Source organism: Mumia zhuanghuii, from assembly GCF_042681565.1.
Taxonomy (GTDB): domain Bacteria; phylum Actinomycetota; class Actinomycetes; order Propionibacteriales; family Nocardioidaceae; genus Mumia.
In genome coordinates, this window is sequence record NZ_JBHUFT010000001.1 from 435,096 (window position 1) to 461,735 (window position 26,640).

The 26,640-nt window shown below is 70.2% G+C and carries 27 protein-coding genes and 1 tRNA gene; 17 read left to right on the forward strand and 11 right to left on the reverse strand.

The annotated features are described in order from the left end of the window. Positions 1 to 131 precede the first annotated feature (131 nt). Positions 132 to 1,328 carry an NAD(P)/FAD-dependent oxidoreductase gene (locus ACFSDF_RS02105; RefSeq protein ID WP_167002229.1) on the forward strand — a complete coding sequence of 399 codons (1,197 nt, stop codon included), beginning with the start codon at positions 132 to 134 and terminating at the stop codon, positions 1,326 to 1,328. A 271-nt stretch (positions 1,329 to 1,599) separates the two neighbouring features. Here ACFSDF_RS02105 and ACFSDF_RS02110 read toward each other — a convergent pair whose 3' ends face one another. Further along, positions 1,600 to 2,496 (reverse strand): aldo/keto reductase, encoded by an 897-nt coding sequence (locus ACFSDF_RS02110; protein ID WP_167001087.1) that lies wholly within the window; start codon positions 2,494 to 2,496, stop codon positions 1,600 to 1,602. Between the two features lie 95 nt (positions 2,497 to 2,591). On the opposite strand from ACFSDF_RS02110, the gene ACFSDF_RS02115 reads away from it, so the two are divergent. Next, positions 2,592 to 3,179, forward strand: a complete 588-nt coding sequence (locus tag ACFSDF_RS02115) for a GNAT family N-acetyltransferase (protein ID WP_167001089.1) — start codon at positions 2,592 to 2,594, stop codon at positions 3,177 to 3,179. Between the two features lie 9 nt (positions 3,180 to 3,188). Here the strand turns inward: ACFSDF_RS02115 and ACFSDF_RS02120 are convergent, their stop codons facing one another. Together ACFSDF_RS02120 and ACFSDF_RS02125 are read right to left on the reverse strand one after the other, a co-directional pair. Continuing rightward, positions 3,189 to 3,905: a hypothetical protein gene (locus ACFSDF_RS02120; protein ID WP_167001091.1), complete on the reverse strand. Its 717-nt coding sequence runs from the start codon at positions 3,903 to 3,905 to the stop codon at positions 3,189 to 3,191. Positions 3,906 to 3,912: 7 nt separating this feature from the next. Next, positions 3,913 to 4,569 carry a helix-turn-helix domain-containing protein gene (locus tag ACFSDF_RS02125; RefSeq protein WP_167001093.1) on the reverse strand — a complete coding sequence of 219 codons (657 nt, stop codon included), beginning with the start codon at positions 4,567 to 4,569 and terminating at the stop codon, positions 3,913 to 3,915. A gap of 172 nt (positions 4,570 to 4,741) precedes the next feature. Here ACFSDF_RS02125 and ACFSDF_RS02130 point away from each other — a divergent pair, with 172 nt between their 5' ends. The 6 genes from ACFSDF_RS02130 to ACFSDF_RS02155 all read left to right on the forward strand — a co-directional run bounded on the left by ACFSDF_RS02130 (position 4,742) and on the right by ACFSDF_RS02155 (position 9,445). Continuing rightward, positions 4,742 to 5,038, forward strand: a complete 297-nt coding sequence (locus ACFSDF_RS02130; RefSeq protein ID WP_167001094.1) for a DUF4287 domain-containing protein — start codon at positions 4,742 to 4,744, stop codon at positions 5,036 to 5,038. 284 nt (positions 5,039 to 5,322) lie between these two features. Beyond that, the gene (locus tag ACFSDF_RS02135) at positions 5,323 to 6,441 is read left to right on the forward strand and encodes an LLM class flavin-dependent oxidoreductase (protein WP_167001096.1); all 1,119 of its coding nucleotides are present in this window, start codon (positions 5,323 to 5,325) and stop codon (positions 6,439 to 6,441) included. Positions 6,442 to 6,515: 74 nt separating this feature from the next. Further along, positions 6,516 to 6,956, forward strand: a complete 441-nt coding sequence (locus ACFSDF_RS02140; RefSeq protein WP_167001098.1) for a flavin reductase family protein — start codon at positions 6,516 to 6,518, stop codon at positions 6,954 to 6,956. A gap of 34 nt (positions 6,957 to 6,990) precedes the next feature. Next, positions 6,991 to 7,869 carry an ABC transporter substrate-binding protein gene (locus ACFSDF_RS02145; protein WP_377155935.1) on the forward strand — a complete coding sequence of 293 codons (879 nt, stop codon included), beginning with the start codon at positions 6,991 to 6,993 and terminating at the stop codon, positions 7,867 to 7,869. Further along, on the forward strand, positions 7,866 to 8,714 hold the full coding sequence (locus ACFSDF_RS02150; RefSeq protein WP_377155937.1) for an amino acid ABC transporter permease: 849 nt from the start codon (positions 7,866 to 7,868) through the stop codon (positions 8,712 to 8,714). Before ACFSDF_RS02145 ends, ACFSDF_RS02150 begins: the two co-directional genes overlap by 4 nt. Continuing rightward, positions 8,711 to 9,445, forward strand: coding sequence for an amino acid ABC transporter ATP-binding protein (locus tag ACFSDF_RS02155; RefSeq protein ID WP_377155939.1), 735 nt, complete (start codon positions 8,711 to 8,713; stop codon positions 9,443 to 9,445). The genes ACFSDF_RS02150 and ACFSDF_RS02155 overlap by 4 nt, the downstream gene beginning before the upstream one ends. Before the next feature lie 84 nt (positions 9,446 to 9,529). Here ACFSDF_RS02155 and ACFSDF_RS02160 read toward each other — a convergent pair whose 3' ends face one another. Beyond that, the gene (locus ACFSDF_RS02160) at positions 9,530 to 9,673 is read right to left on the reverse strand and encodes a hypothetical protein (protein WP_167001104.1); all 144 of its coding nucleotides are present in this window, start codon (positions 9,671 to 9,673) and stop codon (positions 9,530 to 9,532) included. A 486-nt stretch (positions 9,674 to 10,159) separates the two neighbouring features. Here ACFSDF_RS02160 and ACFSDF_RS02165 point away from each other — a divergent pair, with 486 nt between their 5' ends. Then, the gene (locus tag ACFSDF_RS02165; protein WP_167001106.1) at positions 10,160 to 11,134 is read left to right on the forward strand and encodes a VldE C-terminal domain-containing protein; all 975 of its coding nucleotides are present in this window, start codon (positions 10,160 to 10,162) and stop codon (positions 11,132 to 11,134) included. On the opposite strand, the gene ACFSDF_RS02170 is transcribed toward ACFSDF_RS02165, so the two are convergent. Both ACFSDF_RS02170 and ACFSDF_RS02175 read right to left on the reverse strand, forming a co-directional pair. Beyond that, a complete protein-coding gene (locus ACFSDF_RS02170) occupies positions 11,115 to 13,289 on the reverse strand; it encodes a heparinase II/III domain-containing protein (protein ID WP_167001108.1) in 2,175 nt (724 codons plus the stop codon). The two genes, ACFSDF_RS02165 and ACFSDF_RS02170, sit on opposite strands and share 20 nt — an antisense overlap. 48 nt (positions 13,290 to 13,337) lie before the next feature. Beyond that, complete coding sequence (locus tag ACFSDF_RS02175; protein ID WP_243842851.1) at positions 13,338 to 14,252, reverse strand: RNA polymerase sigma-70 factor; 915 nt, start codon at positions 14,250 to 14,252, stop codon at positions 13,338 to 13,340. A gap of 90 nt (positions 14,253 to 14,342) precedes the next feature. Between ACFSDF_RS02175 and ACFSDF_RS02180 the strand changes: the two genes are divergently transcribed. From ACFSDF_RS02180 to ACFSDF_RS02200, 5 genes are all read left to right on the forward strand, one after another. Continuing rightward, on the forward strand, positions 14,343 to 15,287 hold the full coding sequence (locus ACFSDF_RS02180) for an NAD-dependent epimerase/dehydratase family protein (protein WP_167001110.1): 945 nt from the start codon (positions 14,343 to 14,345) through the stop codon (positions 15,285 to 15,287). A 44-nt stretch (positions 15,288 to 15,331) separates the two neighbouring features. Next, positions 15,332 to 16,510, forward strand: coding sequence for a PucR family transcriptional regulator (locus ACFSDF_RS02185; RefSeq protein WP_167001112.1), 1,179 nt, complete (start codon positions 15,332 to 15,334; stop codon positions 16,508 to 16,510). A gap of 92 nt (positions 16,511 to 16,602) precedes the next feature. Continuing rightward, on the forward strand, positions 16,603 to 17,895 hold the full coding sequence (locus ACFSDF_RS02190; protein WP_377155943.1) for an NAD(P)/FAD-dependent oxidoreductase: 1,293 nt from the start codon (positions 16,603 to 16,605) through the stop codon (positions 17,893 to 17,895). 50 nt (positions 17,896 to 17,945) lie between these two features. Continuing rightward, positions 17,946 to 18,620, forward strand: coding sequence for a GOLPH3/VPS74 family protein (locus ACFSDF_RS02195; protein WP_167001116.1), 675 nt, complete (start codon positions 17,946 to 17,948; stop codon positions 18,618 to 18,620). A 162-nt stretch (positions 18,621 to 18,782) separates the two neighbouring features. Next, on the forward strand, positions 18,783 to 19,421 hold the full coding sequence (locus ACFSDF_RS02200) for an ACT domain-containing protein (RefSeq protein ID WP_377155945.1): 639 nt from the start codon (positions 18,783 to 18,785) through the stop codon (positions 19,419 to 19,421). Between the two features lie 69 nt (positions 19,422 to 19,490). Here the strand turns inward: ACFSDF_RS02200 and ACFSDF_RS02205 are convergent, their stop codons facing one another. The 5 genes from ACFSDF_RS02205 to upp all read right to left on the reverse strand — a co-directional run bounded on the left by ACFSDF_RS02205 (position 19,491) and on the right by upp (position 25,440). Beyond that, a complete protein-coding gene (locus ACFSDF_RS02205; RefSeq protein WP_167249394.1) occupies positions 19,491 to 20,369 on the reverse strand; it encodes an SDR family oxidoreductase in 879 nt (292 codons plus the stop codon). Between the two features lie 115 nt (positions 20,370 to 20,484). Further along, positions 20,485 to 21,870, reverse strand: a complete 1,386-nt coding sequence (pntB, locus tag ACFSDF_RS02210; protein WP_167001122.1) for a Re/Si-specific NAD(P)(+) transhydrogenase subunit beta — start codon at positions 21,868 to 21,870, stop codon at positions 20,485 to 20,487. 7 nt (positions 21,871 to 21,877) lie between these two features. Then, entirely contained in the window at positions 21,878 to 23,425 is a 1,548-nt protein-coding gene (locus ACFSDF_RS02215; protein WP_167001124.1) for a Re/Si-specific NAD(P)(+) transhydrogenase subunit alpha, read from the reverse strand. Between the two features lie 233 nt (positions 23,426 to 23,658). Further along, positions 23,659 to 24,630 carry a type IV toxin-antitoxin system AbiEi family antitoxin domain-containing protein gene (locus ACFSDF_RS02220; protein WP_167001126.1) on the reverse strand — a complete coding sequence of 324 codons (972 nt, stop codon included), beginning with the start codon at positions 24,628 to 24,630 and terminating at the stop codon, positions 23,659 to 23,661. Between the two features lie 171 nt (positions 24,631 to 24,801). Continuing rightward, positions 24,802 to 25,440, reverse strand: coding sequence for a uracil phosphoribosyltransferase (gene upp, locus ACFSDF_RS02225; protein ID WP_167001128.1), 639 nt, complete (start codon positions 25,438 to 25,440; stop codon positions 24,802 to 24,804). 109 nt (positions 25,441 to 25,549) lie between these two features. Between upp and ACFSDF_RS02230 the strand changes: the two genes are divergently transcribed. The 3 genes from ACFSDF_RS02230 (at position 25,550) to ACFSDF_RS02240 (ending at position 26,619) form a co-directional block, all read left to right on the forward strand. Continuing rightward, positions 25,550 to 26,017 (forward strand): tRNA adenosine deaminase-associated protein, encoded by a 468-nt coding sequence (locus tag ACFSDF_RS02230; protein ID WP_167002235.1) that lies wholly within the window; start codon positions 25,550 to 25,552, stop codon positions 26,015 to 26,017. A gap of 34 nt (positions 26,018 to 26,051) precedes the next feature. After that, positions 26,052 to 26,483, forward strand: a complete 432-nt coding sequence (tadA, locus tag ACFSDF_RS02235; RefSeq protein WP_377155949.1) for a tRNA adenosine(34) deaminase TadA — start codon at positions 26,052 to 26,054, stop codon at positions 26,481 to 26,483. A gap of 51 nt (positions 26,484 to 26,534) precedes the next feature. After that, positions 26,535 to 26,619 (forward strand) — tRNA-Ser (locus ACFSDF_RS02240). Positions 26,620 to 26,640 lie beyond the last annotated feature (21 nt).

The window sequence follows — 26,640 nt, forward strand, 5'->3', positions numbered from 1 at the left end:
ACACAGGAGCGCTTCGTGTGACAAGTGGTGCTGGATCGAGGCCCGGATGCGCCTACTCACGGCCGAAGTGTCACACCTGCCGCAGGTGTCTCGTCATGGATACAAGCAACCGAGAACAAAGGATGAAGCACATGACGAACAAGGAAACGCACCACAAGACTGTGGTCATCGGTGGTGGCTACACAGGGATCATGGCAGCCATCCGGGTCGCGCGCCGGAGCCGGGCGATCGGCGGACGAGTGACGTTGGTCAACCCCTCGAGCCGATTCAACGAACGCCTGCGCATGCACCAGCAGGCGACGCACCAAGAGATGGAATACCTCGCGATCCCAGATCTCGTGCAGGGACTGGACATTGAGTTCGTGGAAGGGACCGCGACCGACCTGGACGCTGAGCGGCAGGAGCTGGCCGTAGCCACCGAGCAGGGCGAAACCACCCTTCACTACGACACCCTCATCTACGCCATCGGCAGCGCGACCCCCACGAACCACGTGCCCGGTGCCGACGTGCACTCCTACACCCTGAACTCGCCGTCCTCGGCGAACAAGCTGGCCAGCCGACTCACGGAGGTCGCCGACGGCGGCACCGCGGTGGTGTGTGGCAACGGCCTGACTGGTGTCGAGGCGGCCACCGAGATCGCCGAGTCCTTCCCGTCGGTACGGGTCGTCCTCCTGGGGCGTGACGAGCCGGCGCCACTGATGAACGCGAAAGCCAGGAGCTATCTGCTCGGCGTGCTCGAGCGGCTGGGCATCGAGAGCCGGACCGGCGTCGAGATCACCAAGGTCCTGCCCGACGCGGTCGTGCTGGCCGGCGGAGAGCTTGTCGCCTCCGATGCCACGCTCTGGACCACGGGGTTCTGGGCTTCGCCCTTGGCCGCGGACGCCGGCCTCACCGTTGATCCCCAGCGGCGGATCGTCGTGGACCCCGAGCTTCGGTCGGTCTCACACCCATCCATCTTCGCCATCGGTGATGCTGCGGCGATCCAGCAACCCTGGGGAGTCATTCACGGGACCTGCCAGAGCGGCATGCCATCGGGCGCACACGCGGCCGACAACATCGGGCGGATCCTGCGCGGCAAGCGACCGAAGCCCTTCCGATTCGCGTATATCCACCAACCCGTGAGCCTCGGCCGGAATGACGCCGTCGTGCAGTTCACCAAGATCGACGACTCTCCGAGCCGCTGGTATCTCACCGGCAAGTCCGCCGTCCGCTACAAGGAGGCCGTGACCGGTAGCCCTTCGACCACCTACGGACTGTCGCGCCGACTCGCTATCCCGATGGCACTCCTGGCGCGACGGGGCCCTCGGAAGGCACGCCGGGACCGTTGAACGTGAGACTGTCCGGGCGTGGGACCACCTCCTCGCTGGAGCCCCGGTGCGACTCACCGCGCGGTGACCGACCGGGCTCCGGTGCGAGCCTCGCCCAAGCGTCCAGCAGTCGTGCGTCTTGGCCAGCGACCCCGCGGCAGACGTCGGCGATCCCCGCCGCCGGCAGTTCCTGCATCCGGTCGGCCTCAGAGACATGAGCGAGATGTGTCGTCGCGAGACGCCAGTGAAGAGCCCCTTGTTGCGAGGGACTTCGAACAAGAGCGGGCACGCATCATTGGCGAGAAGAGAGGCGAGTGAGCTCGTCTGCGGTGAGGCGGAGCCCGGCTGCCGCGACGTTCTCCGTGAGGTGGTCCGGATTGCTCGTCCCGGGGATGGCCAGCACGTGGGCCCCTTGTTGGAGCGTCCAGGCGAGCCGGACCTGCGCGGGCGAGGCACCGTGCGCTGCCGCGATCGTGAGCGTCTCGTCGTCCTCGGTGGAGGCGGATCGGCCGCGCTCCGCGCCGCCGCCGGCGACAGCGAAGAACGGTACAAAGGCGATGCCATGCTCGCCGCAGGTCGAGAGGAGGTCGTGCGCCTCGTCCGATGCCCCGATGGCGAACCGGTTCTGCACGCAAACCACAGGCGTGACCGCCCTTGCCTCGTCTAGGTGCGTGCGCTCGACCGCGGAGATGCCGATGTGTCGGACCAGTCCAGCGTCGCGCAGCTCAGCGAGCGCTCCGACATGCTCACTGATCGACTTCAGGGTTGGCATCCTGCGGAAGTTCACCAGGTCGAGGTGGTCGCGACCGAGCTGGCGAAGGTTCTCCTCGACCTGGCCGCGGAGCTGGTCGGGGCGGGCAGGGGGAAGCCATGCGCCGGACACGTCCCTTCCGGGGCCGACCTTGGTGGCGATGACGAGGTCGTCCGGGTACGGCGCGAGCGCGGAGTTGATCAGCTCGTTCGCCGAGCGCAGCGGGGAGAAGTAGAACGCGGCCGTGTCGATGTGGTTGACGCCGAGGTCGAGCGCACGTCGGAGCACCTCGACGGACCGGTCGCGATCACTTGCCACTCCGAGGTCGAAAGCGGCGCTGCCGGTCAGCCGCATCGCGCCGAACCCGAGCCGGTTCACCGTCAGGTCGCCCAGCTGCCAGGCGCCCGCGGAGTCCGCGGAGATTCTCGTTTCGGTCATCGAACGAGTCTGGCAGCGTCACGTGGCGGCACGCTGATGGCACGCCGCCGAAACTGCGTTGCCTCACCTCGGCAAGGTCTGGTTGTCTCGCTCGCGTGACGAATCCCGACATCGCGTGGCCGCGCCGGACCGAGCGCCTCGAGCTGCGCCTGCCGACCGAGGAGGCGCTCGACGAGGTCCTTGTCTGGCGCAACGACCCCGAGGTGAAGCGGTGGCTCATCCGGACCGTCGTCGAGCCGGACGCGTTCCGCAAGGCCTGGCTCGACAGCATCGACGACCCGCTCGACCACGCCGTCGTCGTGCACCTCGACGGGGCGGCCATCGGGATCGCGTCGCTGGGCGTCTCCGACGGCCTCGGTCAGCGGCACGGGGATCAGCCTTGGCACCGCGTCGAGGGGTCGATCGGCTACACGTTCGCGTCGGGGTTCGCCGGGCGTGGCTATGCGACGGAGGTCGCGGGAGCACTGCTCGACCTCGGGTTCGGCGAGCTCGGTCTCCGCCGCATCACCGCCGCCTGCTTCGCTGACAACCACGCGTCGTGGCGGGTGATGGAGAAGGTCGGCATGCGCCGTGAGCAGCACGGCGTCCGAGACTCGTGGCACGCCGAGCTCGGGTGGGTCGACGGCTACACGTACGGGATCCTCGCCGAGGAGTGGGCGGCCGGCGCCGGTCGGTCGCGCTAGACACCCGCGTCAGGCGATGACGCGCGCGAGGCGGGTGAGGCCGTCGGTCGCGCCGTCGATCATCCGCGCCGCGAGGTGGTCGCGAGCGGCGGGTGCCGCCTCGCGGACGTACTTCGCCTCGCCCTTCGACAGCTCGGCGCCCCGCAGGTCGCGCGCGGTGAGCATCGACGCGAGCAGCGCCAAGTCGTCGAGGTGGCGCTCGCGGTGGGGGTCGACGGTGATCGAATACGCCGCAGACTTGATGACGAGCGCGCCGAGCAGTGTCGGCCTCCGTACGGTGCCGGTGGTGTCACCGACCGTGACCTCGACGGCCTCCGAGCGTCTGAGCGCGTAGATCGCGCCAGGGGTCGCCAAGCCCGGGTAGCCGCTTGCGCCGATGCCGCGTCCGGGTTGCCCCGTGAAGGCCGGGATCAGGACGTCGATCGTCGCGTGACCCCGTACCCAGCGGTGCTGCTTGCCGCTCGCGGTCAGCCCGCGCGGCTCGAACTCGGCGTCTGCCAGCGCGGACGTCACGGTCATGAGGATCTGCGGGTGGCCACGCACGTCGAGGACGGTGTCGACGTCGGGGGTCGAGCGGTACGGCTCGACCCCGCGCTCGGCGCAGTGCAGGTGGACCATCTGGCCGCCGACGAGCGTCCACCCCTCGGGGACGTTCTTCGCGAGGTGGAACAGGCCGAACCAGGATGCCTCCTGCTCGGCGCTCATCACCGGCAGCACGATGCTCACGGGGTCCTCACTCTCGCGGCAGGCGGTCGCGGACGAGCTCTGCGACACGGGCGCTCTCGCGGGATCCTAGGTGCTCGGCGAGGTCGGCTGCCAGGACCGGCCAGGCGATTCGTGCCGGGATCTTGGCGACGACGTGGAGGATGACGTTGCCGTCCGGTCGCGTGGCCGGCACGAGGAAGTAGTCGTCGACGACCGTGTCGAGGTCGCTGGCCGCCACGTAGGCCTCGGCGACGGGGCTGACGATGAAGCTGTCCTCGGTGCTGGCGCCGGAGCGGAGCAGGCGCTCGTCGTCACGCAGGTCGTCGAGGTCGGCGGCCGCGGCGCGGTATTCGTGGCGGTCGGCACGCTTCTCCATCCAGGCGCGGAGGAGCGTCGCGGGGTCGTCGGCCTGCCGCAGGCGGTCGGCGTACGCGTGGAGGCGCTTGCGCTCGGTCGGTGCGACGTCGGGTGTCCCGCCGTCGAGATAGTCGAGAAGTGCCCACGCCATGTGCGCGGAGAGTGGACGCGACGGGCGTCCCCGCGCGAGCGGGAGGTGAGCGGGGTCGATGGCCCACTGGCTCCCGACTCGTACGGAGGGGAGCGTGCCGTCCTCGATGCGCTGCAGCACGCGCCGCGGGGAGACCCCCAGGCGCTCGGCCGCATCGCGGACCCCGATCAGGCTCACGACACAAGTCTACGCGATCTCGAAGACAAGTGTTCGCGGGTCACTTCCTGGCGCCCGCGGGTCGGTGTCTGCGGTCCGCGGGTCACTCGCGATGAGATTCGTCCGAGCCATCGGTCTGATCCGGTGAGTCCGACGGACGAAGCGATTCGCACCTACTGAGGAGACCGACACCATGTCCTTCCAGGCGTACCTCGACACGATCGAGAAGAAGACCGGCAAGACTCCGCACGAGCTCGTCGACGAGGCACGCGACCGCGGTTTCGCCGAGCCGAGTGCAAAGGCGGGGCAGGTGGTGGCGTGGCTCGACGAGGAGTACGGGGTCGGCCGTGGGCACGCGATGGCGCTGTGGCGCGTGATTCGCAACGGACCGAAGATCAGCTCCAAGCATGTCGGGACCACCGGGACGCACAGCGACGCGTCGGACACCCTCTGGCTCGACGGTGCCGCGACCAACCCCGCGTACGCCTGAGTGACCCGGGGGTGGCCGACGGTGACCCGGGGGTGGCCGACGGTGACCCGGGGGCGTCAGGTGTGCCGCGACCACGGCCGCGGTGACCACGGCCGGGAGCCAGGAGAGGGCGCGACGGCGTTCGGACATGGACCGGACCGTACGGGCCACCGCCCGCGCGAGGACCCGTCTCGTCGGGGACGACGGAAGTCGGACGGTTTCACCCGCCGTGAGCGATAACCGTGCCTGCGCTCCGCCGCCGAGAGAAGGTGGCGTGCGTCTGTCGCCGTCTCGAAAGGCCCCCCATGAAGCTGCACTGGTTCCTTCCCACCACCGGAGACAGCCGGACGCTGGTCGGCGGCGGACACAGCGTGCCGACCGAGGTGGCGCGGGCGGGCGGCGCTGCGCACACGGCGGGTCGCTATCGCGAGCCCGACCTCGACTACCTCGTCGACGTCGCCCGTACGGCCGAGCGGCTCGGCTTCGAGTCCGTCCTCACGCCGACGGGCACGCCGTGCGAGGACGCGTGGGTGATCGCGTCCGCGCTGCTCGCGCACACGACGAAGCTGAAGTTCCTCATCGCAGCACGTCCTGGGCTCATGAACCCGACGCTGCTCGCCCAGATGGCCTCGACGTTCCAGCGTGTCTCCGGCGACCGGCTCGCCCTCAACGTCGTCGTCGGCGGCGACCCCTCGGAGCAGCTGCGGTTCGGCGACCGCGTCGCGAAGGACGACCGGTACGCCCGCGCCGAGGAGTTCCTCGCGATCTTCCGGGGGGCGTTCGCCGACTCGGGGTACGACTTCTCCGGCGACTACTACGACGTCGCCGACGCCCGTACGCGCAAGGCGGCGACGGTGCCCCCGATCTATCTCGGCGGCTCGTCGGCCGCGGCGGGCCCGGTCACCGCGCGGCAGGTCGACGTCTATCTGACGTGGGGTGAGCCGCCCGCGCAGGTCACGGAGAAGATCGAGTGGATCCGCAAGCTCGCCGAGGAGGAGGGCCGCGAGGTCCGCTTCGGCATCCGGCTGCACACCCTCAGCCGCGACCGCAGCGAGGAGGCGTGGGCGGTCGCCGACCAGCTGCTGGCCGATCTCGACCCCGCCGACGTCGCCAAGGCGCAGGCGGCGCTCGCGTCGAGCGAGTCCGAGGGCCAGCGGCGGATGCGTGAGCTGCACGGCGGCGTGGCGCCGACCGACGCCCGCGCGCTCGAGGTCTACCCAGGGCTGTGGGCGGGAGTCGGGCTCGTACGCTCCGGCGCCGGGACCGCGCTCGTCGGCAGCCACGTCGAGGTCGCGGACCTGATCGGCGAGTACGCCGCGCTCGGGATCGAGGAGTTCGTGCTCTCGGGCTACCCGCACATCGAAGAGGCGTACTGGTTCGCGGAGGGGGTCGCGCCGATCCTGCGGCAGCGAGGGCTGCTGTGAGCGGTCTCGATACACCGGCCCGCCCTGGGGGGCTCGCCGGCACTCGACAAACGGAGGGCGCGTTCCGTGCAGCGATGAGCAACGTCGCCTCCGCGGTCTCGGTGGTGACGACGTTCGACGACGGCGTCCCGCACGGCACGACCGTGAGCGCGTTCATGTCGCTGTCGATGGATCCCCCGATGCTGCTCGTCTCGCTCGACGCTCGCTCGTCGCTGCTGACCCGCGTACGACCGGGGTCCCGCCTGGGTGTGAACGTCCTCGCCGACGACCAGGGCGCGATCGCCACGCGGTTCGCGACCAAGGGCGGAGACCGGTTCGCCGAGGTGTCGTGGCACAGCGAGGACGGGGCGCCCGCGCTCCACGCCCGCCACGCCTGGGTCGCCGTGGACGTGGACCGTCTCGTCCCCGCGGGCGACCACGTCCTCGCACTCGCGCACGTCCGAGCGGCCGACGTCGCGTCGTACCCCACACGCCCGCTCACGTACTGGCGCCGCACGTTCGGCACCCATGCCTGACGCGCCCCGCAGTCGAGGACTTACGATTCGTGCCATGAGCCCCGTACGCCGTCCTGCCCGCTTCGCCGTGCTCGCCGCAGTCTCGCTCCTCACCCTCGCGGTCGGGTGCGCGCCGACGGACGACAACGACGACGAGCCCAGCGCCTCCGACGCGACCGCTTCCTGCGAGAAGGCCGACCTTCCCCTCAAGAAGGCCGGCACCCTGACGATCGGCACCGACTCGCCGGCGTACGAGCCGTGGTTCGTCGACGACGACCCGAGCAACGGCAAGGGCTACGAGAGCGCCGTCGCGTACGCGATCGCCGACCAGCTCGGCTTCGCCAAGGACGAGGTGGTGTGGGAGGCCGTCCCGTTCAACACGAGCTATCAGCCGGGCGAGAAGTCCTTCGACTTCGACATCAACCAGATCTCGATCACCGAGGAGCGCGCCAAGGCGGTGACGTTCTCGGAGCCTTACTACAAGGCGGCCCAGGCGATCGTCGCGCTCGAGTCGAGCCCGTACGCCAAGGCGACGAGCTTCGCCGACCTCAAGGACGCGCAGTTCGGCGCGCAGGTCGGGACGACGTCGCTCACCGCCATCGACCAGATCGCGCCGGCCAAGCAGGAGCGCGTGTACGACGACACCAACCAGGCCACCAAGGCGCTCGAGGTCGGACAGATCGACGTGCTCGTGATGGACCTGCCGTCGGCGTTCTACACGACCGCCGCCGTGCTCTCCAAGCCCGGCACGATCGTCGGGCAGTTCCAGCCGGACACCGGCCAGAGCGAGGAGTTCGGGCTCCTCCTGCAGAAGGGCAGCGAGCTCGTGACCTGCCTCGACGAGGCGATCGGCGCGCTCCGTGAGGACGGCACGCTCGCCGACCTCGAGAAGGAGTGGCTGTCGCAGACGACGGGCGTGCCCGAGCTGTCGTGAGCGCCTCCTGGGAGGTGAGCCAACGCCAGCTCGAACGGCTGGCGTTCCGGCGTCGGCAGGACCGGCGCCGGACGACGATCGCGCTCGTGTCCACGGTGGTGATCCTGGTCGGCGCCTGGCTGCTCGTCACGTCGGCGCCAGGGTGGGGCAAGGTCCGCGAGACCTACTTCGACTGGGAGGACGCGAAGGCGGCGTTCCCGGAGATCGCGAAGGCCTTCCTCGTCAACATCAAGGCATTCCTCATCGCCGAGGTGCTGATCCTGGCGCTCGCGATGCTGGTGGCCGTCATCCGTGTCGTCCCTTCGGCGTGGATGGCGCCGCTGAAGGTCGTCGCGACGGTCTACACCGACGTCTTCCGCGGCACTCCGACGCTGCTGATCGTGCTGCTCGTCGGCTTCGGCGTGCCGACGCTCGGCCTTCAGGGCACCACGAACGACCCGTTCTGGCTCGGCGTCTTCGCGCTCACCCTCAGCTACGGTGCGTACGTCGCCGAGGTCATCCGCGCTGGCATCCTCTCGGTCCACCCGAGCCAGTGGGCGAGCGGGCGGTCGCTCGGGCTGTCGTACGGCAAGACTCTTCGGTACGTCGTGCTGCCACAGGCGCTGCGCCGGGTGACGCCCCCGCTGCTCAACGACTTCGTGTCCCTGCAGAAGGACACCGCGCTGCTCTCGGCGATCGGGGTGCTGGAGGCACTGCGGCAGGCGAACATCTACTCCAGCCGCGACTTCATCTTCACGCCGATGGTCGTTGCGGCGGTGTTCTTCATCGTGGCGACGATCCCGCTCGCGCGGTTCACGGACTGGCTGTCGCTGCGTGCGGCCCGACGACAGAGCGGAGCGGCATGAGCGGCTTGCTGGAGGCGCGCGCGGTCCGCAAGACGTACGGGGCTCACGACGTCCTCAAGGGCGTCGACCTCAGCGTGGCGACGCATCGCGTGGTGTGCCTCATCGGCGCATCCGGCTCGGGCAAGTCGACCTTGCTGCGCTGCCTCAACCTGCTCGAGGTCGTTGACGACGGCGAGGTCTGGTTCGACGGCCGCGAGATCACCGATCCGCGCATCGACATCGACGGCGTGCGGCGCGACATCGGGATCGTCTTCCAGGCGTACAACCTTTTCCCGCACATGTCGGTGCTCGACAACGTCACGCTCGGGCCGCGCAAGACCCGCGGCGTCCGTCGCCGTGAGGCCGACGAGCGCGCGATGACGCTGCTGACCCGCTTCGGCCTCGCCGACCAGGCGCGCAAGCACCCCGACGCGCTCTCCGGTGGCCAGCAGCAGCGGGTCGCGATCGTACGGGCGCTCGCGATGGGCCCGAAGGTGCTCCTGCTCGACGAGGTGACCTCCGCGCTCGACCCGATGCTCGTCGGCGAGGTGCTCGAGGCGGTCCGTGGCCTCAAGGAGGCCGGGATGACGATCGTGATGGCGACGCATGAGATGCAGTTCGCCCGCGAGGTCGCCGACGAGGTGCTGTTCCTGGACGACGGTGTGGTCCGCGAGCGCGGCACCGCCGAGCAGCTCTTCACCGCGCCGACGGACCCTCGTACGCGCGAGTTCCTGGCCCGCCACCTCGCCTGACGCCCCCCGCGTCCGCGACGTGAAAGGAACCTGACCGAACTGTGGCCGAGATTCGGTCAGGTTCCTTTCACAACGCTGGGGTCGTCAGCCGATACGGACCGCGCTGACCGAGACGTCGGCGTTGTAGCCGAAGGCGTACACCCACACCTTGGTCGTCTCCTTCGCAGTGACGATCCGGTCGAAGAACGCGTACCCGTTGATCAGGTACGTCCCGGGCTTGAGCGTCATGCTCCCGACCGTGGTGGCGTTCTCGGTGAAGGGCCCCCGAGGTGGGCGATCGTGACCTTGTCGGCGACCTGCGCGCTGAGACCTCCCTTGACGGCGGTCGCCGGATGTCCTTGGCGCCGATCTTGTCGGCAGCGACGGCGCCAGCGCGATTCGGGTGAAATCCAGTAGCGGAACCCGTGTCAGAAGCGCAGGGCGAGCCCGTCGTTGTCGCGACCGTCAGGGACCGTGGCGAGGTCCGCGGGCCGCTCCGCGGATGTACCTGAGGGAGGCCTCGGAGTCATCGGTTATTTGTCTCATTTGGCCGGTTCTATTTTACGGTGCATCCGCGACCGCCCGCGCGTCCGCGCCTGAGATCCGCCTCACTCAAAGGGCGTCCTGAGTTCAAGATGCACTCCGCGTTGAGATACGTAGCGTGGGGACGGTCCGCCTGGCGTGGGGAAGTCGACAGATTGTCGATGCGCCGGATGGGACTTGGGGGAGAAAACCATGTCACGTACGCGCCTCGGGCGTACGGCGACGCTGCTTGTGGCGCCGTCCGTCCTCGCACTCGCTCTGGCCGCACCGGCCACGGCGAAAGCGCCACCGACACCGTCCGGACTACCGGCCACGTTGGAAGCACCCGCGTCCTACGTCGGGCCCAACAGCTGCGCCAAGCCGCACAAGGGCACCGCGAAGCTCGGCGCCCTGCTCGTCTCGACCTGGCCGGTGACCAGCTGGTCCGCTCAGCGCGACTGCTCGACGGCGACCAGCGAGCACCACGACGGACGCGCGATCGACTGGATGACGAACGCGCGCAAGAAGAACGGCAAGAAGCGCGGCGACGACCTGAACAGGTGGCTGCTCGCGACCGACAAGCGCGGCAACGCGTTCGCCAACGCACGTCGGCTCGGCGTCATGTACATCATCTGGAACAACCGCATCTGGTCCAGCTATCGCGCGAGCAGCGGGTGGCGCGTCTACAACGGCTGCACGGCCAAGAGCCGCTCGGGCACGCAGTACGACACCACGTGCCACCGCAACCACGTCCACCTGTCGCTCTCGTGGGCCGGGGCGCGGGGCTACACCTCGTACTGGGACCGTACGGTCGCCGGAGCCAACTACGGCCCCTGCCGACCCGCCGATCTCAACTGGGCGTACCGCTACACCAAGCGCCGCGCGACGCCGTGCCCGTACTACCCGCGCGTCACCGCGCCGGCGGGGTCGTCGAGCGTGCACCGCACACTCGTCGCCTACTCCGGCCTGCGCATCACCAAGAACGTTCGGGGGCCAGCGGTACGGGCGGTCCAGCAGGCGCTCAGGATCTCGGTCACCGGTGTCTGGGATGCAAAGTCTCGCGCGACGATGCGTGCCTACAAGGGGGCGCGGCGCATGAGCAACAACGCGGTCGTCGGCACTCGTGTGTGGCGCAGCCTCCTCGCCCAGACGGCACCGAGGGCGCGCGTCAGCGCTTCTTCTTTATGACCTTGACCGTCCGCAGGGGCGAGGCCACGGGCTTCCAGCCGTGGCTGCCGCTCTTGGCGCGCACGACGATGCGATAGCGCTTCTTGCCCTTGCTGGTCATCTTGACCTTGGTCGAGACGGTGCCGTTCGCCTTGGTCCTCAGGGTGCGCACCTTGCGCCACTTGCCCTTGCGCCATTCCTGGAGCACGACCTTGGCACGCTTGGCGGGCAGTCCGAGCGAGGTGACGCGCGCGGAGAACTTCACCTTCTGGCCGACGCGCACCTTGGCCTTGGAGCGGGCGAACGAGACCTTGGCCGCGAGCCGTGCGAACTCGTTGACCGACGTCGTGATGGTCTGCGAACGTCCGTTGACCCAGACTCGCAGCGCCTTGTGGCCCTTGACCGTCGTCCGCGCGTAGCCCGGCGACCCGCTGCTCGTCAGCACCGTGACCATGCGGGCGGTCTTGCCCGTGCGCACCGAGACCGGGACCCGTACGACCGTGCCCCGGGTCGACTTGCCGTAGGACTGGCCGAGGACCCCGGTCGTGGTCGAGCCGGCCGAGACGCGCGGGGCGCCGCCCGTCAGAAGCCTTGCGCTGCGCGTGACGCCGGTGAGGTCCGGGCTGGTGAGGGCGACGGTGTGGCCGCTCGCGCGGGGGGTGACGCCGGAGGGCAGGACCCACTGCTGCTGGACGGTGCCCGAGGACCTGGTCGAGCGGACGAGGTCCTCGACGACGACGGCGTCGATCGCGCGCAGGTAGTAGACGCACCGGGCCAGCTCGAAGCCGCTCGAGGCGAGGTAGCCCGGGTCGTACACGCACGTACGGTCGACACCGCCGGCGGACGATGCTGCCTTGACGCTGCCGTACACCGCGCGGTTGGGCGTGCCCGGCGCGACGAGCGCGCTGTGGGCGTTGCGACGCATGACCGCGGCCCGCAGGCTCGACCCGTTGTAGGCGTACGGGCCCGGGTCGGCGACCCAGTCGACACCGTCGGCGTACCACGTCATCGCCGTCGTGTCGGCGTGGCGGTGCGAGGGGAGGGCGTACCGGTCAGCGGTCCGTACGGAGTAGAACGTCGAGGTCGTGTCGGTGCCTGCGACCCAGCCCGAGCGGCCGAACGCGTAGCCGCCGGCGTACCGCTTGTAGACGGCGGCCGGCTTGCGACCGGACGAGCCGGACGTACGGACCCACTCCGCCTCTGACGTGTCGGCGAAGACACCCGACGGGATGCGCTGGAGGTGGGTGTCGCCGATGGTCTCGAGATAGCGGTCCGGCCGGCTCGCGTGGGCATAGAACGAGCCGCGCGCGTTGAGCATCGACGCGATCTTGGCCGCCGACGACGTCGCTCCGTAGCGCGAGAGAACGTTGTAGGCGCGGTGCATGATCGTGCCGAGATAGAGACCGTATCCTGGCGCGCCCTCGAGATCGGACCCGTCGTCGTGGGCGAGTCGGCGTGCGACGAGGACCGTCTGGTTGCGGAGGGTCGTGCGCTGCGCCTCGGTGCCGGCCTGGCGTGCCCCCGCGAACGCGGTGAGCTTGAGGTTCATCGTCGTGTTGTTGCCCGAGGTGCCGTAGGAGAGCGCCTTCTTGAGCTCGACCCGCAGCTGGCCTGCCGCCCACGAGCGGTGGGTCGGCGACGAGGCGAGGCGGTTCATGCAGACGAACGTGCCGATGCGGAAGCCGAGGTATTGGGGGTGGTTCTGCCAGTAGGTGCGCTTCTTGACCGGGTTGTCGCGGACCCAGTCGACCATGAGGTCGACGAAGCGGCGCTGCATCGCCTGTCCCTCGGCGTCGGCGAGCGCGAGGCCGGTCTTGAGCAGCGGCAGCGCCCAGTGGAGCGAGTGGATGTAGCGGTCGCCTGCGGTGTCGAGGCCGGACTGCGGCTTCCAGGACGGGTTGGCGGCCAGCGCCATGGTGCCGTACTGGCCCATGTCGACCGTGCCGTTCATGATCGCCCGTGCGCGGCCGACGTCCGCGCGGGTCAGCGACCCGAGGGTGTGCATGTTCTCGCAGATCGCGTCGTACCCCGCCGCGGCGGACGCGGGTGCCGGGGCGACGGCCGTCTGCACGGCGACGATGCCGGAGAGGCTGAGTGCGGCGGCGACGGCAGCCCCGACGCCGCGGCGGAGCGCCGGCACACGACGGGTTCGGAGGAGACGTCTGGGGGAAGGCATAGGCCACCTATGCTCGCATGTGCCCAGGTCAGGGCGAAACCCTCAGCGTCAGGTCCCGCCCCCCATCAGACCGTAGAGGTCGCCGACCGGGCCGAGATGGCGCAGCTTCTCCGGGTTGAGCACATTGTGCAGCCGTGCGATCTGGCCGTCGACGACGTCGATGGTCATGAGGGAGAGCAGTGCGCCGTCGGCAGCACGCGCCCGCAGGGCCGGCTCGCCGTTCGCGACGACCTGGTCGATCAGCACGCCGAATCGTGCGCCCTGGCGCACCAGACCGGCGAGGAACCGCGCGACCTGGACCGTGCCCACCATCGGCCGCTGGATCGCCGGAGCGCGTCCGCCGCCGTCGCCGACGAACATCACGTCCTCGGCGAGCAGTCGCTCCAGGCCGGCGACGTCACCCCTGGAGACGGCCGCGACGAACTGGGCCGCCAGACGGTCGCGTTGCTCCGGCGACGCGTCGAACCGCGGTCGGCCGTCGTCGATCCGCTTCCTTGCCCGGGCGAGGATCTGCCGGCAATTCGCCTCCGACTTATCGACCACCACCGCGATGTCGGCGTAGTCGTAGGCGAGGGCCTCGCGCAGGACGAAGACCGCACGCTCCACCGGCGTCAAGGACTCGAGCAGCATGAGGAACGCGGTGGAGACGGTCGCGTCGAGCTCGACCTGATGCGCGGGATCGGCGTCGGAGGAGGCGACGAGCGGCTCGGGCAGCCACGGACCGACGTACTGCTCGCGTCGGACGCGGGCAGAGCGCAGCGTGTCGATCGCGAGCCGCGTGGTGACCGTGGTCGCGTAGGCCTCGGGGTTGTCGACCGACAGCCCCTCGGGGCCGGCGCGGTGCATCCGAAGGAACGCCTCCTGCACGACATCCTCGGCCTCGGCCACGCTGCCGAGCATCCGGTAGGCGATCGAGAACATGAGGGGGCGGAGATCGTCGTGCACGTCCGCCAGACTCGCCACGGCCCGATCCAACCAGATGAAGAGGGTCAGGCGGGACTGTCACACGGACGGCGGCTGTCTCGTCGGACGGGGTGACGAGAGGAGAAGGACATGCGTGTCTTCATCGCAGGAGCCAGCGGAGCGCTCGGCAATCGGCTGATCCCGCTGCTGGTGCAGGACGGCCACGAGGTGACCGGAACGACCAGGAATCAGGAGGGCCTCGCGAGGGTCCAGGAGGTCGGTGCCGTCGGTGCCGTCATGGACCCGCTCGATGCCGACAGCGTGCGGTCCGCCGTGGTCGGCGCCCGTCCCGACGTCGTGGTGCACGAGCTCACCGCGCTCGGGGCCATGAGCGGCAACCCGAAGCACTTCGACCGGGACTTCGCCGTCACCAACCGGCTGCGGACGGAGGCGACCGATCACCTCCTGGCGGCGGCTCAGCAGTGCGGTGCCCGGCGGTTCGTCGCCCAGAGCTACACCGGCTGGCCGAATGAGCGTCGCGGGTCGTGGGTCAAGTCAGAGGAGGATCCGCTCGCCGCCGACCCGGGCAAGGAGGCGCGCGAGTCGTTGGCGGCGATCCGTCACCTCGAGCACGCCGTGACCACGACGCCGGGCATCGACGGTCTCGTCCTGCGGTACGGCAACTTCTACGGACCCGGCAACGCCCTCTCGCGCGGCGGCATGATGGCCGAGATGATTCGGCGCGGGCGGATGCCGGTCGTCGGTGGTGGTGCCGGGGTGTGGTCGTTCCTTCACATCGACGATGCGGCATCGGCGACGGCGGCGGCAGTCGACGGGGGTGCGCCTGGTGTCTACAACGTCGTCGACGACGATCCCGCGCCGATCGCGCAGTGGCTGCCGTACCTGGCCGAGCAGCTCGGCGGGCGCAAGCCGATGCGGCTCCCCGCATGGCTGGGACGTCCACTGATCGGCGAGCTCGGCATCGCGATGATGACCACGATCCGCGGGTCGTCGAACGCGAAGGCCGAGCGCGAGCTGGGCTGGAAGCCCCGGTACGCGAGCTGGCGGGAAGGTTTCCGTACCGGGCTCGGGTGAGTCGGGGGCGTGTCGCGTCGGTCGGGACCCCGTACATTGCCCGCATGGACCCCCGTGACGACGACCTCACGTCGCTCGCGAACTCGCTCGCGGAGCTCGTCGGTGCCCCGATCACCATCGAGGATCCCGACTCGAGCGTGCTCGCGTACTCGCAGAGCGCCGACGCCGAGCGCTCGCAGGCGGTCGACGATGCGCGGATCACGACGATCCTCGGTCGGCAGGTCCCGCCGCACTACCGCGCCCTGCTCGACGACGCGGGCGTGTTCACGGAGATCGCGCGCAGCCGGGAGGTCGTGACGGTCGACCTCTCGGGATCGGGGATGACGCGGCGCGCGATCGTGGCGGTACGGGACGACTCCGGCACGCTGCTGGGGTCGGTGTGGGCCGCTGTGCCCGACGGCATCACGTCGGAGCAGCGGCAGGCGATGCTCGACCTCGCCCCTGTCGTGGCCGGCCGTCTCGTCCGGCTGCGCGAGCGGGCCGACTCGACGCGCCAACGGACCGTCGAGGTCGTCGAGACGCTGCTGAGCGGGGGCGACGACGCCGTCCGTGCGGCCCAGACGCAGGGCTTGCGTACGCCGTGCACGGTCCTTGTCCTCGCGGCGGACCGCGCGCGCCTGGCCGTGCCCGCCGCCCGTGCCAGCGCCTTCGTGCTGCACCTCGCGGCGGTGGCGCCCAGCGCAGCCGCCGCGCAGGTCGACGACGTCGTGTACGCCGTCGTCGCGGGGCCGGAGGCGACTGCGGCCCGGGTCGCGCGTGACTTCCTCGCCCGGTCGCGCGGTCCGCTCGTCGCCGGGGTCGGCCGCACCGTCGACTCCGCGGCGGCGATCGACCTCTCGGCGCGCGACGCCGACGCGGTGGTCCGGGTGCTGCGCCGGCGAGGCCGTTCGGGCGTGGTGGAGACCGTACGGGGTGCGCTCGCCGACGTGGTCGCGCTGCGCAGCGCGGATGCGTGGGCGGGGTACGAGGAGTTCAGCCCGCTGACCGCGCTGGTGCGGTTCGACGACGAGCACCACGCCGAGCTGCTGTCGACGGCGCGGGCCTACCTGGCGCACGGCGGCGACGTCGCTGCCGCAGCCGCCTCGCTGCACGTCCACCCCAACACGTTGCGCAACCGGCTGCGACGTGCCTCGCAGGCCGTCGGCGTCGACCTCGACGACCCCGACACGCGCCTGCTGCTCGCGCTGCACCTCAAGGTCACGGACGTCGCGGACGCCGACTGACCGCACCCGCTGTGCGATCGCACAGCGGGCCGCCCGAGATCGTGGCCGAACCCACAGTCCGCGCCGCCGCCCCACGTCCGAGCATGTTCGCCATGAGCACGAATGCCGGCGCGCTCCGCGCCTCGAAGAGCCCTGAGCACGTCGTCGTCGCGGGTGCCGGGATGGTCGGACTCGCGACGGCCTGGTTCCTGCAGGAGCGCGGGGTCCGCGTGACGATCGTCGATCGTACGGGCGTCGCGGCCGGGGCGTCGTGGGGCAATGCCGGATGGATCTCCCCCGCGCTCACTCTGCCGCTGCCCGAGCCCGCCGTGCTGTCGTACGGGGTCCGGGCGATGCTCAGCCCGTCATCGCCGGTGTACGTGCCGCTGAGCACCGACCGGCGGATGCTGCAGTTCCTCGTCGGCTTCGCCCGGCACTGCACCCCGGCCCGATGGCGCTCGGCGATGGCGGTCTTCGCCGAGCTGAACCGCGACGCGCTCGGGGCGTACGACGTCCTCAGCGAGGGCGGCACAGCCGGCCACGAGGTCCGCGAGCCGATCCGCGACGCCGACCCGTTCCTCGCGGGCTTCGCCTCGGTCGACGACCGCAAGATCTTGGTCGATGAGCTCGCGCACGTCGTGGCCTCGGGCGGCTCGGTCGACTACGAGCTCCTCAGCGGCGAGGAGATCCGGTCCTTGGAGCCGACTCTCGGCAACGGGGTCCAGGCCGGCGTACGGATGCTGGGCCAGCGTTTCGTCAACCCGCCGGCGTACGTGGCGTCGCTCGCGGACTCGGTGGTGCAGCGCGGGGCCGACCTGGTCGTGGGCTTCGACGTCGCCGACGTGGTCGACCTCGGGACGCAGGGCGTCGACGTCGTGGCGAGGACCGGGGAGAGGGTGCGTGCGGACGCGGTCGTCCTGGCCACCGGGACCTGGCTCGGCGACCTCGCCCGCGCGTACGGCGTCAAGCGCGTCGTGCAGGCGGGCCGTGGCTACAGCTTCACCGTGGTCCCTGACGAGATGCCCAAGAACCCGATTTACTTCCCGGTCCAGCGCGTGGCCTGCACGCCGCTCGGCGATCGGCTGCGCGTCGCCGGGATGATGGAGTTCCGCCGCCCGGACGCGCCTCTCGACCCGCGCCGGATCAACGCGATCGTCGAGGCTGCCCGGCCGATGTTCACCGGGGTCGACTGGACCGCACGTCGCGAGGAGTGGGTCGGCTCCCGCCCCTGCACCGCCGACGGGCTGCCGCTCGTCGGGGCCACGCGGTCACCGCGGGTGCACGTCGCGGGCGGGCACGGAATGTGGGGCATCGCCCTCGGGCCGCTGACCGGCCGGATGGTCGCCGACGGCCTCACCGGCCACACCGTTCCGTCGTACGCACGCCGTCTCGACCCGCTGCGCTGAAGGCCGGCATCCTCCCCCGTACCGACCAGTGGCGGGCTAGCATCGCGACCATGCTGATCGCCGAAGACCTCGTCCTGCTGGTCACCGACGACGAGACCGGCAAGAAGGCGTCGACCGGTACGGGGCTGGACGCCGCGCTCGGTGGCGCGATCCTCATGGAGCTCGCGCTGCGGGGACGCGTCGAGGTCGAGGGCGAGGGGCGCAAGGCGAAGGTCGTCGTCCGTGACGGCGGGCCGACCGGTGAGCCGCTCCTCGATGACGCGGTCGCGCGGCTGTCTTCGGGCGAGCCGCTCGCCCCCAGAAGTGCGGTGGCACTGCTGGGCAAGAAGGCCCAGGAACGCCTTCACGACAGCCTGGTCGGGCGTGGCATCCTCCGTCGCGAGGAGGGGCGGGTCCTCGGGATCTTCCCGGTGACGCGGTGGCCGGCGGCGGACTCGGCTCATGAGTCCGCGCTGCGTACGCAGCTGCACGACGTGCTCGTCGTCGGAGTCGACCCGACTCCCGAGGTCGCCGCGACGATCTCGCTCCTCCACGCCGCGGACCTTCTCGGCACCGTCGTCGACAGGGCGGATCGCAAGGTCGCCAAGCAGCGCGCGAAGGAGATCGAGTCGGTCGCCTGGGCCAGCGCCGGCGTGCGCCAGGTCGTGGAGGCGGCCAACGCCGCCGTGCTCGTGGCCGTCATGGCGGCGACGACCGCGACCGCAGCGAGCTCGGGCAGCGGTTGAGGCACGTCAGGACCCGCCGTTGACAATTCGGTCGATTCGCCGTGAGGGCTCCGGCGTCTGATCCGAGTCGGTATGCTCGGCGCGGAGCATCTGGTCGTGGTCACCGTCGACCGCGTACGCGCCCTCGCTCGGGCGTGGTCGGCTGAACGGAGGATTCGACCCATGGCGTTTCTGCTGCGCATCGAGCTTCCCGACGTTCCGGGGTCGCTCGGCGCTGTCGCGACGGCCCTCGGTGAAGCCGGCGCGGACATCCACGCGATCGAGATCGTCGAGCACCGCAATGACGGCAAGGCCGTCGACGATGTGCTGCTCGAGCTCCCCGTGACGACCATGCCGGACCAGCTCATCACCGCCTGCCACCGGCTCGACAGCGTCCGGGTGCAGTGGATCTCGCGCTACAACGCGGGTGCCAACCTCTCGATGGACCTCGAGGCCGTCGAGGCGTTCACCGCCGAGCCCGCACGCGCCGTGGAGAGCCTCGTCGATCGCATCCCGGAGACGTTCCGGGCCGACTGGGCGATGCTCGTCGCGCGCGGCGGCAGTGGCAGCGGGCTGCTCCACGCCACGTCGACGGCGCCCGAGACCGTGCCCGAGGTCGACAAGTGGTTCGCGCTCGACCACGCGCAGCGTCTCAGCCCAGTCGCCGAGTGGGGCTCGATGGTGCTCGCCGGCGCACCTGTGCCCAAGCGCGACGCGGTGGTCGTCTTCGGGCGGCACGGCGGACCGCCCGTGCTCGATTCCGAGCTCGCCCGTCTGGGCCACATCGTCGCGCTGGCGGCGTCGGTCGGCACCACCACCTGACCTCGTACGCACCAGAGCCCGGTGTCCGGCCCCCGGATGCGGGGCCGGACACCGGGCCCGGGTGCCGTCCTATGCCTTGTCGGTGACCGGCACGTGGCCGGAGTGGTTGCGGCCCAGTGCGGCCACCTCCGCCTCCATCGCGGGGACCGTCTTCTTGACCATCCGCCTGGCGATCGGCTCGGCGAGGGCGGACGACACGAGCGGCTTGGTGAGGTTGGCGACGACGACGCCGCGCGGGACGTACACGCGACGCTTCTTCTTGGCGATGCCGTGGCAGATCGCGGTGACGCAGTCCTCGAGCGTCGTCGTGCCGTTGGCGGGCCACGGCAGCTTGCTGCGGATCGCCTTGAAGCTCGGCAGATCGGCCTCGGCACCCCGCACGATGTCGGTGTCGATCCACGACGGGTGACAGACCCCGACCTTCACGCCGTGGACCCACATCTCCTGTCGCGTCGCGAGCGCGAGCGCCTCGACCCCGGCCTTGCTGGCGTTGTACGGGGCGAGGCCGGCGAGCGGGGTGAACGCGGCGAGCGACGAGACGACGAGGAGGTAGCCCTTGGTGTCGATGACGTGCGGGATCGTCGCGCGAAGTGTGCGGAAGACCCCGTTGAGGTTCACGTCGACAACCCGCTCGAATGCCTCGGGGTCGATCTGGCGGACCGTGCCGTACGAGGCGATGCCGGCGTTGGCGAGGACGTCGTCGATACGGCCGAAGTGAGTGGCGGCGGCGTTGACGGCGGTCGTGACGGCATTGGTGTCGCGGACGTCAGCCTCCCACCAGGCCGCCGCGTCGCCGAGCTCGGCGGCGAGCGACTTGAGCTCGTCGGGCTCGAGCCCGATCAGCGCGACACGGCCCCCGCGACGGACGTACTCGCGGGCGACACCTGCGCCGATGCCGCGCGCGGCACCGGTGACGACAGCAACCCTGCCGGTGAACGTGGAGGTCATGGGAGCAAGATACCGACGGTATCCGAGATGCGCCACCCTCGATGTCGCATCCTGGATGCACCGAACGGCCGGGTCCCGTGCGTACGGATCCCGGCCGGTCGACGTGAGCTACTCGCTACAGCGCCTTGAGGATGTCCTCGACCCGCTCCTTGGCGTCACCGAAGAGCATCTGGGTGTTCTCCCGGAAGAACAGCGGATTCTGGACCCCGGCGTAGCCGGCGGCCATCGACCGCTTGAACACGATGACGTTCTCGGCCTCCCAGACGCGTAGCACCGGCATGCCGGCGAGCGGGCTGGTCGGATCCTCCGCCGCGGCCGGGTTGACGGTGTCGTTGGCGCCGATGACCAGGACGACCGACGTGTGGGCGAGGTCGTCGTTGATCTCGTCCATCTCCAGCACGATGTCGTACGGGACCTTGGCCTCGGCCAGGAGCACGTTCATGTGCCCGGGCAGACGGCCCGCGACGGGGTGGACGCCGAAGCGGACCTCGATGCCACGGTCGCGCAGCTTGCGGACGAGGTCGGCCACCGGGTACTGGGCTTGCGCGACGGCCATGCCGTACCCGGGCGTGATGACGACCGACCGTGCGTTGGTCAGCAGATCGGCGGCGTCGGCGGCGTTGGTCTCGCGGTGCTCGCCGTAGTCGGTCGCATCGTTCGTGGAGGCCTCGATGCCGAAGCCGCCTGCGATGACGGAGAGGAACGAGCGGTTCATCGCCTGGCACATGATGTACGAGAGGTAGGCACCGGAGGAGCCGACGAGCGCTCCGGTGACGATCAGCAGGTCGTTGCTGAGCAGGAAGCCCGACGCGGCAGCAGCCCAGCCGGAGTAGCTGTTGAGCATCGACACGACCACGGGCATGTCGCCACCGCCGATCGAGGCGACCAGGTGCCAGCCGAGCGCGAGCGCCACGATCGTGACGAGGATCAAGAGGACGAGGTGCGGTGAGGCGACGAACCAGGCCGTCAGGATCACGAACAGCACCAGCGCGCCGATATTGATCGCGTTCTTGCCCGGCAGCATCAGCGGGGCCGAGCGCATCCTGGCCGACAGCTTGAGGTTGGCGACGATCGAGCCCGTGAACGTCACGGCGCCGATGAAGATGCCGATGAAGATCTCGGCGTGATGGATGTCGGCCAGCGAGCCGGATAGGTGGTTGGGGGCAAGGTAGCCGTTCCAGCCGACCAGCACCGCGGCCAGGCCCACGAAGGAGTGCAGCAGGGCGATCAGCTCGGGCATCTGGGTCATGGCGACAATGCGCGCGCACCACAGGCCGATGGCGGCACCGATGACGACGGCGACCAGCAGCAGCGCGATCGCGAGACCGTCGGCGACGTCAGCGACCAGCACGAACGTCGCGAGCAGCGCGATCGCCATGCCGGTGATGCCGTACCAGACGCCGTTGCGCGAGGTCTCGTGCTTGGACAGGCCGGCGAGGGACAGGATGAACAGCAGCGACGCGACGATGTACGCCGCGGTGGCAGCACTCTGTGCAGTCATGGCGGCGTCAGTCCTTCGAGAACATGCTGAGCATGCGACGGGTCACGGCGAAGCCGCCGAAGACGTTGATGGAGGCCAGCAGGATCGCGACGAACGACAGCACGCGGATCAGCCCGGCGTTGTCGGTCCCGTCGCTGACCGAGATCTGCAGCATCGCGCCGACCACGATGATGCCGCTGATCGCGTTGGTCACGGACATCAGCGGGGTGTGCAGCGCGTGGTGCACCTTGCCGATGACGTAGTAGCCGATGACGACCGCGAGCGTGAGCACGGTGAAGTGCTCGGGGAGCGGCGCCGGCGCGAAGGCGTTCACCAGGAACAGTGCCAGGATGCCGGTGCCGATCAGCCCCCACTTCACGGCGGGGTTCGGTGGTCGCTTCTCCGTAGGTGCGGCAGGCGTGGCCGACGGGGCTGCCGCTACGGGTGTCGCCGAGACGGCGACCGGCGGTGGCGGCCAGGTCTTCTTGCCGTCGCGGACGACCGTGACGTTGCGCTGGACGACGTCCTCGAAGTCGAGGACGAGCTGTCCGTCCTTGCCTGGCGTGAGCAGCTTGAGCAGGTTGACCAGGTTCGTGCCGTACAGCTGCGACGCCTGGGTGGGAAGGCGGCCGGCAAGGTCGGTGTAGCCGAGGATCGTCACGCCGTTGTCGGTCACGACCTTCTGGCCCGCGACCGACCCTGCGACGTTGCCGCCCTGGGCAGCGGCCATGTCGACGATGACGCTGCCGGGCTTCATGCTCGCCACGTCGTCCTCGGTGATCAGGCGCGGGGCGGACCGCCCCGGGATCAGCGCCGTCGTGATGACGATGTCGACGTCGGCGGCCTGCTCGGAGTAGATCTCCGCGGCGCGCCGGTCGTACGCCTCGCTGGTGGCCTTGGCATAGCCGTCGGTCGAGACCTCCTGCTCCGCGTCGACCTCGAGGTATTCGCCGCCGATCGACCTGACCTGGTCGGCGACCTCGGGGCGCGGATCGGTGGCCCGGACGATCGCGCCGAGGCTGCTCGCGGCGCCGATCGCCGCCAGCCCGGCGACCCCGGCGCCCGCGACGAGCACCTTGGCCGGAGGCACCTTGCCCGCAGCGGTGACCTGTCCTGTGAAGAACCGGCCGAACTCGTGCGCTGCCTCGACCACGGCGCGGTAGCCCGCGATGTTGGCCATCGATGACAGGACGTCCATCGACTGCGCACGGGAGATGCGCGGCACCGCATCCATCGCGAGCACCGTGAGGCTGCGCTGGGTCAGCTCTTCGACGAGCGTCTCGTTCAGCGCCGGTGAGATCAGGCTGATGAGCGTGGCGTCGTCGGAGAGGAGGCCGATCTCGTCCGACGACGGCGCGTTGATCTTGAGCACGAGGTTGGCCTCCCAGGCCTCGTCGCGCGGCACGATCGAGGCACCGGCCTTGCCGTACGCCTCGTCGGAAAAGCTGGACGCTATGCCTGCACCGGACTCGACCACGACGTCGTACCCCAGCTTGATCAGCTGGATGACGGTCGCCGGGGTGCCGGCGACGCGTGTCTCACCCGGCGAGGTCTCCTTGACCACGCCGATCTTCATTCGGCAGACGTTAGCCTCAGGGACTGTCGGCCGACCAGTGGGTGAGATTTGAGTCTCACATGGTGGAGCGTGTCGACCGTGACGAGGTATGTGACCTGCGCAGACGCCGCACCGGTTCACTTTGCGTGGGGGCCAACGCAGCGTCCGTTCCCCACCTGAATGCTTCGGTGGGGCCAGGGATCTTCGTGGGGGCCAACGCAGAATGCCATCGCGGAAGTGAGGGGGCGGGGCGTTCACCCGAAGAGGCGGCGCGACTGCGTCAGCTGGGCGAGCACTCGTGCGGCGACCCCCCGGTCGAGCGTGTAGACGTCGCCCCAGATCAGGCGCGACATGCCGTACCGCTGTCCGCACATCCGCTCTTCGCGGCGCTTCTCGGAGACGACGACCTCGGACGCGTCGTCTCCTTCCTTGTACGGCCGGTAGTACTTGCGGAGGCCGTCGAACTCGCCGAGGTGGCGCCACTCGGGCCACGCATAGTCCGACCGGCCGAGGAAGTTGCCGTTCTCGTCGTACACGTCGTACTGCAGCACGGGCTTCGGCAGGTCGAACACGTGGAACATCCACCGACCGAGCGACTCGCCGGCCGACTCTGCCTTGCCGTCGGCGAACGCGAGCGCGGCCGACGCGCGGGGGCTCCCCTGCCAGCCGCGGTGACGTTCTTCGGCACGCTCGAGCTGATCGCGATCGACGAGGCCGTGGTGCAGGGCGGCGTCCATTGCCACGACGCCGCTACGGACCTGCGCGAGCGAGGCCGACTCCCACAGCGCGCGCGGGAGAGTGGTGACCTGACGCCCGTCGACCTCGTCGATCTCGCTGTCGGTCAAGGACCCCGCGTGGAATCGGACACCGGCGACCGTACGTCCGTTGCGCTGGTCGAGCCGCGTCACGTGCACGAGCGACAGGTCGACGGCGACCAGCGGCATGCGTCGTACGGCGAGCGCCGAGTGGTGGCTCAGCACGGCACCGGGACCGAGCTTGTCCGCGACCGCCTGGCAGCGGACCGCGTACTGCTCCGTCGCGTGAAGCTCGCCGTACGTCGCGGGCAGCGCCCAGGCGCCGTACCGGACCTTCGCGATCGCCCTGCGCCCGCGTGCCGACGCGAGCGCGCCCGGGCCGTACCCGTTGTCACGCGCGTCAGCGGTCGTGAAGTAGCCGCCGCGGCGTCCGGCGATGGCCGCGATCACCGGATCGTGCTCGATCTCCATCGCGCCAGGGTGGCGGGGACGGCGCCCGGCCCGCATCCGCATCGCGCTCTGCCTGTGGACAACGCGCCCATTCCCCCATGGCCCCACCGCAGAATGCGCGCCCCACCGGAACATTCAGGTGGGCCACACACTTTCCGTTGGCCCCAACGGAAAATGCGAGCGGCGGAGGCGTCAGACGACGCCGTACAGGCGGTCGCCGGCGTCACCGAGGCCCGGCACGATGTAGCCGAGCTCGTTGAGGCGCTCGTCGACCGCTGCGACCACCAGCGAGACCGGCACCTCGATGTCGGCGAGGTCGGCCTCGATGCGCGCGATGCCCTCGGGGGCCGCGAGGAGGCAGACCGCCGTGATGGCCGAGCAGCCACGCCGTACGAGGAACTTGATCGCCGCCGCCAGCGTCCCGCCGGTCGCCAGCATCGGGTCGAGCACGTACGCCTGACGGCCGGTCAGATCGTCCGGGAGGCGCTCGGCGTACGTCGCGGGCTCGAGCGTCTCCTCGTTGCGGATCATGCCGAGGAAGCCGACCTCCGCTGTCGGCAGGAGGTGCTGCATGCCCTCGAGCATGCCGAGGCCGGCCCGCAGGATCGGGACGATCAGCGGCTTCGGCGGCGCGAGCCGCACGCCCTTGGCCGGCGCGACCGGGGTCTGGACCGTGACGTCCTCCACGCGCACGTCGCGCGTCGCCTCGTACGTCAGCAGCGTCACGAGCTCGTCGGTGAGCCGCCGAAAGGTCGGGGAGTCGGTCTCGGCGTCCCGCAGGGTCGTGAGCTTGTGCGCGACCAGCGGGTGGTCGACGACGTGGATGTCCATGACCGAAACCCTACCGACCGTCGAACTGCCGGTGACTCCCCAACACCGGAGCAGGTTCCTCTGCCATCCTCGGGAGTACGTGTCTGTGCAGGTCGTCGGAGGTGAGGTCGTGGCGGAGGACCAGGTGGACGTCGCGGTGGTCGCCTATCGCGAGGAGGGCGTGTGGCAGGCGACGCGGCTGACCGCCGAGGCGTCGGAGGAGGTCGACGACCTCGTACGCGCGCTGCGGCCGTTCCCGTCGGAGTGCGGGGTGATCGGCATGGTCGCCGTCGACGAGGACTTCTTCGTGCTCGCGCGGGTGACCGGCCCGCGCACCCAGCTCATGCTGTCCGACGTCACGGCGGTCGACGAGTGGCCGCTGGCCAGCTCCGTCGCCGATGCCCTCGACCTGCCCGACCCGGACGACGACGATGAGCCACAGCCGGCCGGCGACATGGAGATCCTGAGCGACCTGGGGGTCACGGCGATCGACCTCGCGGTCATGCTCGACGACCCTGACGCCTACCCCGACGAGGTGCTGGGCGACATCGCCGAGCGGCTGGGGTTCGGCGACGTTTACGAAGCGCTCGTCGACTGACGTGCAGTCCCCGCTCGCGTACGACGATGCGCTCATGGCGCGCGCCCTCGCGCTCGCCTCCCGGGCGACGCAGACCGGCGACGTCCCCATCGGCGCGCTCGTCGTCGACGCCGAGGGCGCCGTCCTCGGCGAGGGCTGGAACGCCCGCGAGCGCGACGGCGACCCCACCGCCCACGCGGAGGTCGTCGCGCTGCGCGCTGCGGCAGCCACGCGCGGGGAGTGGCGGCTCGACGGCTGCACCCTCGTGGTGACGCTGGAGCCGTGCACGATGTGCGCCGGCGCGCTCGTCCTCGCGCGGGTCTCGCGTCTCGTCTTCGGGGCGTACGACGAGAAGGCGGGCGCGGTCGGGTCGCTCTGGGACGTCGTACGGGACCGGCGGCTGAATCACCGCCCGGAGGTGCGCGGAGGGGTGCGTGCCGAGGAGGCGTCGGCCCAACTGCTGGCGTTCTTCGCTGAGCACCGCTGAAGCGCGGACCCTCTTGGGAGGGCGCCGAGCAGGTCCGGTAATCTCTTCTGCGGTGGCGTGTCCGAGCGGCCGAAGGTGCAACACTCGAAATGTTGTGTAGGGAAACCTACCGTGGGTTCAAATCCCACCGCCACCGCCGTACGAGCCCCGCCCGGGA